Source organism: Kineococcus sp. NPDC059986, assembly GCF_040702905.1.
Taxonomy (GTDB): Bacteria; Actinomycetota; Actinomycetes; order Actinomycetales; family Kineococcaceae; genus Kineococcus.
Map to the genome: position 1 here is coordinate 91,075 of NZ_JBFBND010000003.1, position 14,566 is coordinate 105,640.

The 14,566-nt window shown below is 76.6% G+C and carries 16 protein-coding genes, 1 pseudogene and 1 riboswitch; of the genes and pseudogenes, 5 read left to right on the top strand and 12 right to left on the bottom strand.

What is annotated here, in order from left to right; translation table 11 throughout:
• The first annotated feature begins 86 nt into the window (after window positions 1–86).
• The 4 genes from AB0637_RS03880 (at window position 87) to AB0637_RS03895 (ending at window position 2,734) form a co-directional block, all read left to right on the top strand.
• Complete coding sequence (locus AB0637_RS03880; RefSeq protein WP_366169849.1) at window positions 87–737, top strand: GNAT family N-acetyltransferase; 651 nt, start codon at window positions 87–89, stop codon at window positions 735–737.
• On the top strand, window positions 734–1,852 hold the full coding sequence (gene menC, locus AB0637_RS03885) for an o-succinylbenzoate synthase (RefSeq protein WP_366169850.1): 1,119 nt from the start codon (window positions 734–736) through the stop codon (window positions 1,850–1,852). Before AB0637_RS03880 ends, menC begins: the two co-directional genes overlap by 4 nt.
• Before the next feature lie 45 nt (window positions 1,853–1,897).
• Window positions 1,898–1,962, top strand: a riboswitch (guanidine-III (ykkC-III) riboswitch).
• A gap of 11 nt (window positions 1,963–1,973) precedes the next feature.
• A complete protein-coding gene (locus AB0637_RS03890) occupies window positions 1,974–2,288 on the top strand; it encodes a multidrug efflux SMR transporter (protein ID WP_366169851.1) in 315 nt (104 codons plus the stop codon).
• A 47-nt stretch (window positions 2,289–2,335) separates the two neighbouring features.
• The gene (locus tag AB0637_RS03895) at window positions 2,336–2,734 is read left to right on the top strand and encodes an SdpI family protein (protein ID WP_366169852.1); all 399 of its coding nucleotides are present in this window, start codon (window positions 2,336–2,338) and stop codon (window positions 2,732–2,734) included.
• 4 nt (window positions 2,735–2,738) lie between these two features.
• Here AB0637_RS03895 and AB0637_RS03900 read toward each other — a convergent pair whose 3' ends face one another.
• Complete coding sequence (locus AB0637_RS03900) at window positions 2,739–3,266, bottom strand: SRPBCC domain-containing protein (RefSeq protein ID WP_366169853.1); 528 nt, start codon at window positions 3,264–3,266, stop codon at window positions 2,739–2,741.
• A 29-nt stretch (window positions 3,267–3,295) separates the two neighbouring features.
• Entirely contained in the window at window positions 3,296–4,486 is a 1,191-nt protein-coding gene (locus tag AB0637_RS03905; RefSeq protein ID WP_366169854.1) for an MFS transporter, read from the bottom strand.
• 31 nt (window positions 4,487–4,517) lie between these two features.
• Here AB0637_RS03905 and AB0637_RS03910 point away from each other — a divergent pair, with 31 nt between their 5' ends.
• Window positions 4,518–5,195 (top strand): GntR family transcriptional regulator, encoded by a 678-nt coding sequence (locus AB0637_RS03910; RefSeq protein ID WP_366169855.1) that lies wholly within the window; start codon window positions 4,518–4,520, stop codon window positions 5,193–5,195.
• 196 nt (window positions 5,196–5,391) lie between these two features.
• On the opposite strand, the pseudogene AB0637_RS03915 reads toward AB0637_RS03910, so the two are convergent.
• The 10 genes and pseudogenes from AB0637_RS03915 to AB0637_RS03960 form a co-directional block, all read right to left on the bottom strand.
• Window positions 5,392–5,798, bottom strand: a pseudogene (locus AB0637_RS03915) (hotdog domain-containing protein).
• A 37-nt stretch (window positions 5,799–5,835) separates the two neighbouring features.
• Complete coding sequence (locus AB0637_RS03920) at window positions 5,836–6,003, bottom strand: hypothetical protein (RefSeq protein ID WP_366169856.1); 168 nt, start codon at window positions 6,001–6,003, stop codon at window positions 5,836–5,838.
• Complete coding sequence (locus tag AB0637_RS03925; protein ID WP_366169857.1) at window positions 6,000–7,226, bottom strand: nucleotide disphospho-sugar-binding domain-containing protein; 1,227 nt, start codon at window positions 7,224–7,226, stop codon at window positions 6,000–6,002. Before AB0637_RS03925 ends, AB0637_RS03920 begins: the two co-directional genes overlap by 4 nt.
• Window positions 7,227–7,265: 39 nt before the next feature.
• On the bottom strand, window positions 7,266–8,054 hold the full coding sequence (locus AB0637_RS03930) for an SDR family NAD(P)-dependent oxidoreductase (protein WP_366169858.1): 789 nt from the start codon (window positions 8,052–8,054) through the stop codon (window positions 7,266–7,268).
• On the bottom strand, window positions 8,051–8,317 hold the full coding sequence (locus AB0637_RS03935; RefSeq protein WP_366169859.1) for a phosphopantetheine-binding protein: 267 nt from the start codon (window positions 8,315–8,317) through the stop codon (window positions 8,051–8,053). Before AB0637_RS03935 ends, AB0637_RS03930 begins: the two co-directional genes overlap by 4 nt.
• On the bottom strand, window positions 8,304–9,998 hold the full coding sequence (locus AB0637_RS03940) for a class I adenylate-forming enzyme family protein (RefSeq protein ID WP_366169860.1): 1,695 nt from the start codon (window positions 9,996–9,998) through the stop codon (window positions 8,304–8,306). The genes AB0637_RS03935 and AB0637_RS03940 overlap by 14 nt, the downstream gene beginning before the upstream one ends.
• Complete coding sequence (locus tag AB0637_RS03945) at window positions 9,992–11,014, bottom strand: ketoacyl-ACP synthase III family protein (protein WP_366169861.1); 1,023 nt, start codon at window positions 11,012–11,014, stop codon at window positions 9,992–9,994. Before AB0637_RS03945 ends, AB0637_RS03940 begins: the two co-directional genes overlap by 7 nt.
• Window positions 11,011–11,973, bottom strand: coding sequence for an NAD(P)-dependent oxidoreductase (locus tag AB0637_RS03950; protein ID WP_366169862.1), 963 nt, complete (start codon window positions 11,971–11,973; stop codon window positions 11,011–11,013). The genes AB0637_RS03945 and AB0637_RS03950 overlap by 4 nt, the downstream gene beginning before the upstream one ends.
• Window positions 11,970–13,229 (bottom strand): glycosyltransferase, encoded by a 1,260-nt coding sequence (locus tag AB0637_RS03955; RefSeq protein ID WP_366169863.1) that lies wholly within the window; start codon window positions 13,227–13,229, stop codon window positions 11,970–11,972. The genes AB0637_RS03950 and AB0637_RS03955 overlap by 4 nt, the downstream gene beginning before the upstream one ends.
• A complete protein-coding gene (locus tag AB0637_RS03960) occupies window positions 13,214–14,548 on the bottom strand; it encodes a nucleotide disphospho-sugar-binding domain-containing protein (protein WP_366169864.1) in 1,335 nt (444 codons plus the stop codon). The genes AB0637_RS03955 and AB0637_RS03960 overlap by 16 nt, the downstream gene beginning before the upstream one ends.
• Window positions 14,549–14,566 lie beyond the last annotated feature (18 nt).

The window sequence follows — 14,566 nt, forward strand, 5'->3', positions numbered from 1 at the left end:
CCAGTGATCGTGGCAGGCGGGAGCGGGGGACGCCGGGCAGGACGGCGGGCAGGACGCCAGGCGGGAGGCACGGGCAGGATGGCGGGGTGGAACCCGAGGCCGTGGTGCTGGACACCGCCGAACTGGTCGACGCCGCGTGCGCGCTCTACCGGGAGGTCCTCGCCGCGGGTGAACCGGGGGTGGAGCTGAACCCGCGGCTGCTGGCCGCCCTGGGCCGCAACGGCGGGAGCGTCGTCGGACTCCGCGAGGAGGACCGGCTGGTGGCCTTCGCCTACGGGTTCCCCGCCCGCGACGGGTCCGGGGAGTACCACTGGTCCCAGAGCGCGGCCGTCGCGGCCGACGCCCAGGGCCGCGGTCTCGGGCGCCGCCTCAAGCAGGCGCAGGCGGACGTCGTGCGGGCCACGGGAACCCACCGGATGCGGTGGGCCTTCGACCCGGGCAAGGGGCGCAACGCCCACTTCAACCTCGACGTCCTCGGCGCGCGCGGCCGCTGGTACGTCGACGACTTCTACCGCCGGCCCGGGACGGACCGGGTCGTCGTGGAGTGGGACCTCGCGCCCGACGGTGGCGCCCCGGCCGGGCCCACCGAGGTCGTCGCCCGGCTGGAGGTCACGCCGGACGGCCCCCCGCGGGAGGAGTTCCACCGGCTGCTCGACGACGGGTTCGTCGCGGTGACCTGCGCCCGCGCGGACGGCGGCGCGGTCTGGGGCTTCGCCCGGGCGGGGGAGTCGTCGTGAGGATCGTGCGCGCTGCGCTGCACCAGGTCCGGTTGCCGCTGGTCCACGAGTTCCAGACCAGTTCGCACCGCAAGGGTTTCCTGGAACACCTGCTCGTCGAACTCACCGACGCCGACGGTGCCACCGGCTGGGGCGAGGTCGCCTGCCCGAGCGACCCGTTCTACGCCCCGGACACCGTGGAGACGAGTTGGCTCGTCGCGACCCGGTACCTGCTGCCGGCCGTCGTGGGCACGTCGGCCGAGCACCCCTCGCAGGTGGCGGACGCGTACGCCCGTGTCCGGGGGCACCGCTTCGCCGGCGCCGGCGTGGACACGGCCGCCTGGTCGCTGTGGACTGCGCTGCAGGGGGTCCCGTTGGCCCAGGCTCTCGGGGGGACGCGCGCGGAGGTGGTCGCCGGGGTGTCCCTCGGCATCGAACCGACGGTCGATGACCTGCTGGCCCAGGTGCAGTTCCACCACGTCGAGCACGGGTACCCGCGGGTCAAGCTCAAGGTGCAGCCGGGGTGGGACGTCGAACCCGTGCGGGCCGTCCGTGCGGCGTTCGGGGACGCGCTGCTCCTGCACGTCGACGCCAACGGCGCCTACACCGACGACCCCGAGCACCTGCGGGCCCTGCGCCGTCTCGACGAGTTCGGGTTGACGATGCTCGAGCAGCCGTTCGCGCCGCGGGCGTTCACCACGTCCGCGGCGTTCCAGCGGGACGTCGTGACCCCGGTCTGCCTCGACGAGTCGATCGACACCCTCGACGACCTGCGCACGGCCGACGCCCTGGGGGCCGGTCGCGTCCTCAACGTGAAGGTCTCCCGCATGGGCGGTCTGACGACGGCGCGCGCCGCGCACGACCTGGCCGTGGAACTCGGCTGGCCGGCCTGGGTGGGGGGGATGCACGAGTTCGGGGTGGGACGCGCCGCGAACGTCGCGCTGTCGAGCCTGCCGGGTTTCACGCTGCCCTCGGACGTCTCGGCGTCGGAGAAGTACTACGCGCGCGACGTCACGACACCCGTGACGGCGGACCGCGGGGTGGTGCGGGTCGCCGGGGTCCCCGGGCTCGGGGTCGACGTCGACCGGGAGTTCCTCCTCGAGCACCGGGTGCGGACGGCGGAGTTCGCGGGCTGAGCCTGTGCCCGGCTTGACCCGTCCGTCCTCCCGGGAGAACCTGGGGCCAGCGCCGGTCTCCGGTGCCCGGACGAGCCCGCCGTACCCGGTCCGCGACAAGACGGTGGGGGAGGATCACCCCGTGTCCTGGATCGTTCTCGTCGTCTCCGGTGTGCTGGAAGCCGTCTGGGCCACCGCCCTCGGCCGCTCGGAGGGTTTCAGCCGGCCCGTCCCGACCGTGGTGTTCGGGGTCACCGTCGTCCTCAGCATGGTCGGGCTCGCGTTCGCCATGCGGTCCATCCCGACGGGCACCGCCTACGCGGTCTGGGTCGGCATCGGCGCCGCCCTCACCGTCGGCTACGCGATGGCGACGGGTGTCGAAGCCGTCTCCCTCGTGAAGGTGCTGCTGATCCTCGGTCTCGTGGGGTGCGTCGTGGGGCTGAAGCTGGTGCACTGAACTCCGCTGCGCGCGACGTCGACGCGCGGGAGGTCGAGGGGGTGCGCGTGTCGGACTCAGCGGCCCTGGCCGCCACGGGAGGCGCCGGGCTGGTGGTCCTCGGGGTCCTGCTGGTCGCCGTCGCCGCCCTCGTCCGCTCCGGTTCGCTGGAACGGAACTCCCTGCTGGGCCTGCGGACCCCTGCCACGATGGCCACCGACGGCAGTTGGCGCGCCGGGCACGTCGCGGCGGAACCGTTGATGCGGTGGGGTGGCGTGCTCACGCTCCTCCTCGGGGTGGCGCCGGGAGTCGTGGTCTGGGTGCTCGGGAGCGCACGCTCCGACCGGGACCCGGCCCTGGTGCCGTCGATGGTCGGGGGCGCCTACGTCCTCGCTGTCGGGCTGGTCGTCGCCGCCGGGGTCCGCGCCCACCGGGCTGCGCTGCGGCACCTCGTGGAGCACCGCTGACGGGTCAGCGCGGCAGGTGCGCGGCGTAGGCCGCGCGCAGTTCCCGCAGCCGCAGGTTCGTCGCCGTCGCCCACGCGCTCCAGTCGACCGAACCCCCGTCGAGCGCGACCTCGAGCTGCTCGAGGTGCAGGTGCCAGGCGGCCAGCGACATGGGCACCCAGGCGTCCTCACCCTCGAGGTCGTTCGTCAGCCGCAGCCGGGTGCGGGCGCGCAGGGCCCCCGCGTCGAGGGGTTCGAGTTCCCAGCGCAGCAGCCCGTGCTCGGAGTTCGTGTGCTCCAGCAGCCGCGGTGGGTCGAACTCCGTGATCTGCCCGGGCCACCACTCCAGCTCACCCGGCGGACCGGTGAGCCACTCGAGCGAGAACTCACCGCCCGGTCGGAGATCCGCGCGCAGGTCGGCCCACCACAGCCGGGTGAGCGTGCGGTCCGTCAGCGCCGTCCACAGCGTCGCGACGGAGTGCGGGTACTCGCGCGCCAGCCGCAGCGTCGCGCGGTCCCCGCCGTGCAGGACGGCGTCACCGAGGAGTTCCACCCGTCCATCCTCCCCGACGCCCACGGCGCTCAGGCGTGCAGGTCGCGCCGGGGGACGAGGGGCAGCGCGGCGAGCGGGGCCAGGGCGACGAGGGCCACCGCGCCGCCGAACCCCACGAGGGGGACGAGGGCGCCGATGCCGGGGCCCACGGCCGAGGCCGCGAGGAACTGCCCGGTGTTCTGCACGCCGAGGGCGCGGCCGGACCAGTGCGACCCGGCCGCCTCGGCGACGGAGGTGAAGGCGAGGCCGTTGTCCGCCACCGAGACCGTCGTCGCGAGCAGCAGCACGGCCCCCGTGAGGACGGGGAGGTGACCGGCGCCGCTCAGCGCGAGCGCGACGAGGGCGAGCACCCCGGCGACCGCGACCCAGCGCAGGACCCGCACCCGGCTGCCGACCCGGTCGCTGAGGGCCCCGACGGCGATCCGCCCCACGGCGCCGACGAACTGCGCACCACCGACGAGGACACCGGCCACGGTGGCGTTCCACCCCAGACCGACGGTCAGCCAGACCAGCCCGAACGTCGAGAGCGTGAACTGCGGCACGACGAGCAGCAGCGACACGGCGTGCACGCGCCACAGGAACCCGTCGCGGCGGTAGGGGTTCACGGCCTCCCCGGCCGCGGCCCGCGCCGCCGGTCGCGGCGGGTTCCGGACGCCCACCGCGCACGCCACGGCCAGGACGAGGAGCCCGGCGCCCGCCAGCAGGAGCGGCGCCCCGGTGCCGTGGCGGGCGGCCAGCGGGGGCACGACGACCGCGGCGACCGCGACGCCGAGCGGCTGGGAGACCTGCCGCACGCCCATCGCCAGCCCCCGGCGCCGGGCCGGGAACCAGCCGACGACGACCCGCCCGCTCGCGGCGTTCGTGCTCGCCGCCGCGGCCCCGCCGAGACCGAGCAGGACCCCCAGCAGGACGAGGTCGTGCGCGGGTGCGGCGGCGAACGCGGCGCCCGCGGTGAGCGCCAGCCCGCCCGCGATGACCCAGCGCTCGCCGAACCGGTCGGCGAGGGCGCCCCAGGCCACGAGCGTCAGGACCATGCCGAAGGTCGGGGCCGCCGCGAGCGTCCCGGCCCGCGACAGCGACAGGCCGTCGCGCTCGTGCAGGAGCGGGATGAGGTACACCGGCGTGCTCACGAGGAAGGTCCCGGCGGCCTGCGCGGCGACGCCGAGGGCGAGCATCCGCCACGCGGCCCGCGGGACGGCGGCGTCGGTGTAGGTTGGCATGCCAAGTTGGTATACCACTTCGGAGGGTCCTGTGGGTGACGCGTACGACGCCATCCGGCGCGCCGTGCTGACGATGGAGCTCCTCCCGGGGCAGCCGCTCAGCGAACGCGGGCTGGAGTCCCTCGCCGGCGCCTCCCGGACCCCTGTCCGCGCCGCCCTGGTGCAGCTTGCGCACGAGGGCCTCACCGTCCGGGACGGTCGCGGCTGGCGGGTGGCACCCCTCGACCTCGACGAGGTGCGCGCCGTCCTGGAGCACCGGGAGGTCGTCGAGTGCGGGGCCGTCGCCCTCGCCGTCGACCGCGCCACCGCCGCGGAGCTCGACCTCCTGCAGGAGCTCGCGCAGTCACCCGCCGAGGACGCCGAGACCGGGCTGCGCGGGGGCGAGCGGTTCCACGTCGCGCTGGCCGGCCTGTCCCGCAACGTCTTCCTCGCCGACGCCGTCGAGGGCGCCCTGACCCGGCTGTCCCGGACGCGGTGGCTGGAGGTGCGCAGCGGAGCCTCCCGCGAGCAGGCCCGCACGGAGCACCTCGCGATCCTCGCCGCCGTCCGCGACCGCGACGCCGACCGCGCCACCACCCTCGTCCGCGAGCACGCGCGCGGCACCCGCGACCGCCTCCTCGCCCACCTCGAGGCCGACCGCCTCGGCCTGCGCAGCCGCGGGGTCGCCGTCGTCGGGGCGGGGGTGCCGGGCGTCGAGCCGGAGCGGTGACGACGGGACACCCACGGGGACACCGACGGGGACACCCACGGGGACACCCACGTGGAGTGAGCCGTGGGTGTCCCGAGCGCGTCGTCCTGGCGACGCCGGGCGGACACCCACGGGTGTTCCCACGCCCGGCCCGACGCCCGTTCCCATGCCCGGCCCGACGTCGAACCGGCTGTGGGACCGGGTGGGGGACCGGCGGTCAGCTCGTCGACATCGTGCCCGGGATCCGGTCCCGGTCGTCGGTGTGGTCGAGCACCCGCGCGGGAGGGGCTGGCCGTCCGGGCCGGGGTTCACGAAGACGACCCCCTCGATCGTCAGGACGCTCTTCCGCCTCATCGTGGGGCGCACCTCGGCGCACCCTCGGCGCGCATCGTCAGCGACGTCCGGCCGAACCGGGTGGCCCGCAGCCCCCTCTCGACGAGGTCACCCTGGCGGGCGGAGGAGACGACGTCGGTCGCGGAGGTTCGTGACGACCTCGCCGATGCCGAGCCGGAGAGTCGCGTGGAGCGCGGCCTCCTCGTCGATCCAGCGCAGCAGGCCCCCGCCGAAGAGCGTCCCGTCGGCGTGGTGGTCCCCGTGGCCTGGGTCGGTGGGTTCCAGGAACAGGACGGTGGGGGACGGCTCCCTGCGGGGGGGGAGCGCCTCATGCCGCCGCGACCCCGAACCCCGCCGCGAGCCGGACCAGACCGCACCGCCAGCCGTCGAGGACCTCGGGTCCCTCCCCCGTCGCGGCGGGTGCCACGGGTCCGCGGGGGAGGAGCACCGGCGAGGCCGTGCCCACCGGCGCCTCGACGTCCACCGGGGCGGTCACGCCGCCACCGCCGCGTCACGGCGGGCGAGGTCCCGCAGCCGGGGCACCAGGTCTGCCGGGGTCGGCCGTTCCCGCCCGGCGCGCTGCAGCGCCGTCGCGGCGAGCGTGGGGGCCGGGTCGGACAGCACGTGCTGCAGGGCGTCGCGGCAGCGGGCGGTGAGCTCGCTGCCCTCGGGCGACAGGACCGTGGACGCCCCTGTCGTCGCCACCCGCTCCGACAGCACCCGGGTCTCGACCTGGTGCGGCAGCGCGACCTGCGGCACCCCGCAGGCGATCGACGTCATCGTGGACCCGTTGCCGCCTCCGTGGACGACGGCCGCGCAGCCGGCGAGCACGGGCGCCAGGGGAGCGGTGCCGAGGCGCACCGCCGTCGACGGCGCCTCGACGTCGTCGGCGCCGAGGAGGACGGCCTCCCCACCCACGGCCTGCACCGCGTCCACGACCGCGGACAGCACCGGGGTGCCCGACCCCGTCAGAGGGGTCATCGACCGGCCCCAGACCACGCAGACGCGGGGCCGCCGGGGAGCGGGCAGGTCCGGCACCACACCGCCCCCGTCGTACGGCACCGGCCGCACGCGCCACCGTCGTCCGTGCACCGGGGGCTCCAGGGGGGCCGGGCAGGGGTCGAGCACGTCGGTCACGCGGTCGGGGCGCCAGGGGGCGAGCCCGTGCCGGGCGAAGGCGCCGGTCGCGTCCCCCGGGGCCAGTCGCAGCCGCGGGTCGGCCTCGGCGGTCCCCACCGGACCCCAGGAGTGCAGCACGGCCGGGACGCCGAGCACCCCCGCGACGAGAGGACCCTCCAGGCTCATGCGTTCGTGCACCACGAGGTCCGGGCGCCACGTGGTCCCGGTCTCCACCGCGGCCTCGAGCGCCGCCGCCGTGGTGCGCAGCAGGTGCGGCCGCCACGTCGCCCGGAAACCCGCCACGTCGAACTCCGCCGGGTCCACCAGGGTTTCCCCCGACAGCGGGTCCAGCACCGCGCGGCCGGGGACGCCGCGTCCGGCGAGGACCTCCCGCAGGTCCGACAACCGGGCCTGCGCCATGAGGTCGAGGGCCGGGGCGACCGTGGGGGCCGGGGTCAGGCCGGCGGCGCGGATCCCCTCCGCCTGGCCCGGTGGGCACACCACGAGGACCTCCTCCCCGGCGGCCTGCAAGGCCCAGGCCAGGGGCACCAGGGGGTACCAGTGCGTCGGCCAGTCCGACACGGTGAACAGCACGCGCACGGGGACGTCCTCTCTCGCAACGGGTCGTGGGTTCCTGGTTCAGGGGGTGAGGTGGCCAGCCAGCCAGCCGCCGTCGACGACGACCTCGGTGCCGGTGACGTACCCCGACTCGGCCGAGGTCAGGAAGCTCGTGACCGCCGCGACCTCCGCGGGGTCGGCGAAGCGGCGCAGCGGGAGGGTCCGGTGCAACCAGGCGACCTGCATCTCGTGCAGGTCCTCGGTCATGGCCGTCCGCACCACGCCCGGGCAGACGCAGTTCACGCGGATCCCCTCCGGACCCAGTTCCATGGCCGCCACGCGCGTCATGCCGACGACGGCGAACTTCGACGCGCAGTAGGCGGTCAGGTGCTTGACGCCCATGAGCCCGTCGACGGAGGAGGTGTTGACGATGGTCCCCCCGCCCGCGCGGCGCAGCGCCGGCAGCACGGCCTGCATGCCGAGGAAGACGCCCAGCTGGTTGACCTCGACGACGCGCAGGAACTCCTGGGGTTCCACGTCCCCCAGTAGACCGGCACTCACCACCCCGGCGTTGTTGACGAGCGCGTCGAGGTGCCCGAACCGGTCCTCGGCCGCGGTGACGGCCCGCGCCCAGTCCTCGGGGCGCCGGACGTCGAGGTGCACGGCGAGGCCGTCGAGTTCGTCGGCGAGGGCGACGGTGGGTCCGTCCTCGACGTCGGCCAGGACGACGGCCGCCCCCTGGGCGGCGAAGGCGCGCGCGGTGGCGGCGCCCTGCCCGCCGGCCGCGCCGGTGACGAGGGCGACCCGGCCGCTGAGCCGCTCGGGGTCGAGGCGGGGGCGCGCGGGCGCCGGCCGGGGCCCGACCGTCACCGCTGCGTCCGCAACGCGCTCACGACCGACCAGAGGGACCCGGCCGTCGCGAACGTCGCCGCGGACAGGTGCTCGTCGGGGAACCGGACGTCGTAGGCCTCCTCCAGGCGCAGCAGGAGGGCCACGGAGGCCATCGAGTCCAGCCCGCGGTCGCCCAGCCGGGTCCCCGGCACGAGGGGCCCAGCACCCGGGACGACGTCGCGCAGGACGTCCTCGAACCGCCCGTCCCAGGCCGGTGCGGCCGGGGTCTCAGGCGGCGTCACTGCGGTGGGACGGTCCAGCTGCCGCGTCCGGTCGAGCGGGGTCAGGTCGAGCTGCGTCACGGTGGTCTCCTCGGTGGTCTCGGGTCAGCGGGTCGGTGTGCAGGGGTTTCCCGTCGGGTCCGGTGTCCTGCGGGGTGGGTCCCCGCAGTCCGGCGGCCAGGCGCGCCAGGTCCGTCTTCCCGTGCGCGGTGAGGGGGAACTCCTCGACCACGTGGCAGGAGGGCGGAACCTTGGCGGGTTCGAGGCGGGCGGCCAGCCCGGCACGCAGGGAGTCGTCGTCCAGCCGTTCCCCGGGACGGCGCAGGGCGAACACCGCGGCGTCGTGCGTCTCGTCCGGCGGCAGGACGGCGGCCGCGGCGACCCCCGGCACGTCCCGCGCCGCCGCCTCGACCTCCGCGGCGCTCGTCCGCACCCCGTGCCGTTTGAAGACCCCGTCGCGCCGACCGGAGACGTACACGTTCCCGGCGTCGTCGACGTGGCCGAGGTCACCGGTGTGCAGCACGACGCCGACTGTCCCGCAGCGGAAGCGCTGGACGGTGGCCTGCGGACTGCGCCAGTACCCGGCCATGACGTGCGGACCGCGGACCACGATCTCCCCCTGCGTGCCGGGGGGCAGGGGGACGCCGGACTCGTCGACGACCTCGACGACGGTTCCCGGCAGCGCCCGTCCCACCGACCCGACCGGGGACGGGTCGAGCGGGTCGTCGACGCAGATGCGCTTGCACTCGGTCGTGCCGTACATGGGCACCACCGTGGCCCGGGGCAGGACCCGGGACAGTTCCCGCACCAGTGCCGGCGGCAGCGCCTCCCCGGTGCTCGTCACCATCCGGACCGCGTTCGGCTCCCGTGGGTCCCGGCCGGCCAGCCGCACGAGCAGTTGTCCGGCCGAGGGGACGAGCGGCAGGACCGTCGCCCCGGTCCGGTGCACCTCGGCGAGCAACCGCACGGGCGAGGGGTCGGCGAAGGCGAGTTCCGCGGTCGCGTGCACGCTCAGCAGGAGTTGGTAGAGGCCGTAGTCGAAGGAGGCCGGAACCGTGCCGAGCACGACGTCGTCGCCGCGGTAGCGCAGCCGGTGCGCGATGGCCCGGGTGACGAAGAGCACTGCGGCGTGGGGACTCACGACCCCCTTCGGCATCGCGGTGCTGCCGGAGGTGTGGACGAGGAACGCCGGTGCCGGTCCGTCCTCGCGCGACCGCGCACGGGACGCGACCGGGGTGGGCGCGGAGTGCGGGCCCCGGTCCACGTCGTGCACGGGGATCCCGGGGACGAGGTCGCGCACGTGGTCGGCGTCGCCGTCGTGCGCGAGCACCACCCGCGGGGCCGTCGTGCGCAGGACGTGGGCCAGCTGGAACGGTCGGGTCGCGGTGCTGAGGGGGACCACCACGGCACCCCGGCGCAGCACAGCGAAGACGACGGCGGCCAGGTCGCGGCAGTTCCGCATCCGCAGCACGACCCGGTCACCCGCCTCGACACCGTTGCGCCGCAACCACTCCGTCCAGCTCCGGCAGGCGGTGTCCAGGTCGGCGTAGGTCCACGAGCCGTCGGGATCGGAGACCGCCCGCGCGTCCGGCCGGGCGGCGACCGCCGCGGAGAGCAGGTCCTCCACGCGGTCGACGACGCCACCAGGACTCACCACGTCGGGACTCACCACGTCGGGGCTCACCACGTCGGTGCTCACCACGTCGGCACCGCCTCGACCTGCAGCACGACCGCGGTGCAGCTGAAACCCGCGCCCCCGCCGAACAGCATCACGTGGTCGCCCGGGTCGAGTGCGCCGCTGCGCAGCAACCACTCCAGCCCGGCGGCCCAGTCGCCGGTTCCCACGTGGCCCGTCGTGCGGCCGAACTCCCAGGTCGTCACGTCGGCGGGGACACCGAGCAGGTGGTGGTGGTGGTACCCACCGTCGAACAGTCCCGTCGCCCCGACGACGATGCGCCGCAGGTCGCCCAACCGCACCCGGGCGTCGGCCAGCGCGGCGTTGCGGGCGGTGGAGAACACCCGCGCCGTCCGCAGTTCCGCCTGCGTCCGGTCGAGCTCACCGCTCCACCTGCCGCGCTCGCGCAGGTCCGGGGGCGTGTCCTCCCGGCTGCTGCGGGCCAAGGGCGCCTCGCCCCGCGTCACGGCCTCCAGGCTGTTGTCCGCGACCGTGACGCTGGACAGGACGCGGGCGAAACCCCTGCGGCGGGACAGGACGACGGCGGTCCCACCGTCGCCGTAGACGTTCGTGTCGTGCAGGTTCCAGCGGTCCAGTTCCGGGGCGGCGAAGCGGTCGGCGGTCGTGACCACCGCGCTGCCGCCACGGGCCAGCCCGGCCTGCAGGTGGGCACCGGCCAGTTCCCAGGCGAGGAGACCCCCGTTGCACCGCTGCTGGACGTCGAGCGCGGGCACCGTGCGGCCGACCGAGCGGGCGGCGACGTACGACGCGGTCGCCCACACGTCCCGGCCCTGGAACCAGGTGCTCGCGTGCAGCAGCACCGCGGTGTCCCGTTCGTCGGTCCCGGCCTGCGCCAGCGCGGACTGCGCGGCGCGGACCGCCATGTCGGGCGGGGCGACGTCCTCGGCGACGCACACCGCGTCGTACCCGCGGGCGACGGCGCGCTCGGCGGTGAGGTGGCCCGCGGCGACGGCCTCGGCCACCGGCACGCGCGGACCCAGCCAGCTGCCGAGACCGGCCAGGTGCAGGTTCGTCCACTTCACGCGAGGGGCTCCTTCGGTGGCGGGGCGGGGGTTGCGACGGTGCTCCGGTGCGCTGCAGGCGCGCTGGAGCGGCGCTCGGCCCAGCGGACCTGGTCCCACAGGTCGCGCAGCGACTCCTCGCGGTGCCGCCGCGGCGCCCAGCCCAGGTGCGTCCGCGCTGCGGCCCAGGTCGACCGGACGGGGACGTCCGCGTCCCCGGGCGGGTCGACGCGCTGCACGACCGCGGGCGCACCGCTGAGGAGGACGAGTTCACCGACGACGTCGGCCAGGGCGACGGACTCGCCCCGGGCGAGCGTGAGGTCGGGGGGCGGGCCGGCCGTGGACCACCGGGTCGTCGCCGCGGTCGCGACGGCGGTGGCGACGTCGCGGACGTCGACGAAGTCGCGTGCGGCCGGTGGCCGCGTCACGCGCAGCGTGGCGGGCGCACCGGTCCGCGCGGCCTCGCGCAGCTGCGCGGCCACGGCGCCGAGCAGGCTCGCCCGCGGCTGGCCGGGGCCGACCGCGTTGGACAGGCGCAGGACGACGGCGTCGAGGCGCCCGGCGCGGGCCGCCCCCAGGACGGCGCCGCTGCCCGCGGCCTTGCTGCGGCCGTAGGCGCCGGGGGAGGGGGCCACCTCGTGCACCGACCCGAGCTGGACCAGGCGCGGGGGTTCGGGCAACCCGGCCAGCAGGTCGACGAGGCCGTCGACGAGGTCGACGTTGACCCGGCGCAGGTCGTCGGCGGTGACGTCCCACACCGCCCCGGTCGCGTTGACGACGGCCGTCGGACGGAGGTCGAGCAGCACCGCGCGGGCGGCCTCCGGACGGTCCAGGACGTCGATCCGGACGCCGAGGTCGGGGCCCGTCGGAGCGCGGCGGGAGGCGTTCCAGACGTGGTGCCCCGCCAGGACGAGGGCGTCGGCCACGTGCCGCCCGACGAAGCCCCGGGCGCCGAGCACCACAACGCGGCCGGGGTTCACGCGGGCACCCGCGAGCCGGTGGCGATCTCCTCGAGCCGCGGGACGACGTCGGCGGGCGCGGGCCGGTCCAGGGCCTGCCGCCGGAGCCGTCGTGCGGCCCGGGTGTGGGCCGGGTCGTGCAGGAGCCGGGTCAGCGCGTCGACGAGGTCGGGGACGTCGACCCCGCCGGGCAGGTCCGGGCGCGTGCGCACGTGCCGCCCGGCGCCCGTGGCGGCCAGGCGTCGTCCGTCCGCGTCCTCCTCGGCGCCCGACGTGACCGCCAGCTGGGGCACACCCGCGACGACCGACGTCATGGTGACGCCCGCACCCCCGTGGTGGACGACGGCGGCGCAGTGCGGCAGGACGTCGGCCAGCGGACGCCGGCCGGCCGCGTGCACCCACGGCGGGAGGGGACCGGGGAGCACGTCCCCGGGATCGCCCAGCAGCAGCACCCGGGCCCCGGGCACCCGGCCGGCCGCCTCGACCACCCGCGCGACCGGGTGCGCGCGCGTCCCGTGGCTGCGGCGCACCGAGTCGCTCCACACCACGCAGACCCAGCGGCCCTCGCCGTCGGCGGGCAGGGGCTCCGGCTCAGCGCCCGGGCCGGCGGTCCAGCACGGTTCGTACCGCACCGCCGTCCGGTGCGCGCGCGTCGGCGGGGCCAGGTCGGCCGGGCACGGGTCGAGGACGTGCTCGACGAGGTCGGGGTGCAGGGGAGGCAGCCCGTGGCGGGCGAAGACGCCGGTGTGGTCCACCGGCAGCGGGGTCAGCCGCGGGTCGGTCTCCGCGGTGCCCACCGGCCCCCACAACCAGGCCACGTGCGGGACGCTGCGGTACCGGCCCACGAGGATCCCGTCGAGGCTCAGCCGGTCGTGCAGCACGAGGTCCGGGTCCGTCCGCGCGGCCAGGTCCAGGACGGCCTGCGCCCCGCGCGCGGTCTCGCGGACGATGTGCAACCGGCCGCGGCGCACGACGTCCCGCAGGTCCTCCGGTCCCGTCGACGGCGGCAGCGGGCACCCGTCGAGGGGGTCGAGGAGCTCCCGGTCGCCGCCGTCCCCCCGGGCTGCGGCCGTCACGACGGCGAGCCGGGCGAGGAACATCATGTCCAGGTCCCCGAGCACGCCCGCGACGGGCAGACCGGTGGCCCTCAGCGCGCTCTCCTGGGACGCCGCGCACGCGACGATGACGTCGTGGCCGGCGTCGCGCAGGGCGCGCAGGAGGGGGACACCGGGCAGCCAGTGGGCCGGCCAGTCCGACACCGTCACGAGGCAGCGCACGTCGCCCCCACCTCGAACCCGACCTCGAACCCGCCCTCGAACCCGCCGTCGAACCCCGCGTCGGGCCTCGCGTCGGGTCCCCCTGCGCCGCGGCGCGCGGCGACGACCTGCTCGAGCCGGCGGACCACGTCCGCGGGCGCCGGGCGCGCGGCGTTCGCGGCCCGCAGGCGGCGCGCGGCGGCCCCGAACGAGGGGTCGTCGAGGAGGCGGGCCACGGCGGCCCGGACGGTCGCGGCGGTCTCGTGCGCCGGGAGCTGCAGCCCGGCCCCCAGCTCCGCCAGCCGGCGGCCGTTCGCCGCCTGCTCGGGGGCGAGGGTCAGCGCGAGCTGCGGCACGCCCGCCACCAGCGAGGTCATCACGCACCCGGCGCCGCCGTGGTGGACGACGGCGTCGCACCCCGCGAGCGCCGCGCCGAGGGGGTGGTCCTGGACGACGTGCAGCGCGCTCCCCGCGGCCCGCAGCGCCCTCGGCAGCCGGCCGAGCCTTTCGACGTCGGCGGCGGAGGCGGTGAGGACCACCTCGACGGGCAGGTCGGCCAGGGCCCGCAGGACGTCGGGCAGGACGAAGGAGCGGGGTCCGGACATGACGGTCGGGGAGGTGCCCCAGACGACGCACACCCGCGGCAGCCCGCCGGGGGCCGGCAGGTCCCCCGCGGGGGCGCGGCCCCCGGCCCACGGGACGTAGCGCACCGCGAGCGCGCCCTCGGCGGGACGCGGCGCGCAGTCCAGCACCAGGTCGAGGAGGTGGGGACCCAGCGGGCCCAGCCCGTGCCGCGGGAAGGCGCGGGCGGGGTCGGGGGGCAGCAGCCGCAGGTCGACGTCGTCCTCGGCGGGACCCACGGGCCCCCACGTGTGGACGGCGTGCGGGACCCCGAGCACCCGGGCCGCGAGCAGTCCCTCGAGACCCATCGGGTCCGAGACGACGAGGTCCGGCCGCCAGGTGCGGGCGAACGCGACCGTGCGGTCGTGGCTGTCCACGACGTCCCGCGCGATGCGCGGCCGTTCCTCGCGCATCCACGCGGCCTCGTCGAAGTCGTCGGGGGAGTCGAGCTCGGCGCCGGTCACCGGGTGCAGCAGGGGCCAGGGGCAGTCACGGCGGCCCGCGCGCGCCTGCCACAGGTAGGCCAACCGCGTCTGCAGGACCATGTCCAGACCGCGCAGGAGGGGTGCCGCGACCAGGCCGGCGCGGCCGACCGCTTCCTGCTGGTCGGGTCGGCAGACCACGCGCACCTCGTGCCCGGCCGCGCCCAGACCCCAGCCGAGCGGGACGAGCGGGGCCCAGTGACCCGTCCATCCGGACACGACGAACAACGCGCGCACGTTCCGACCTCCGTCCCC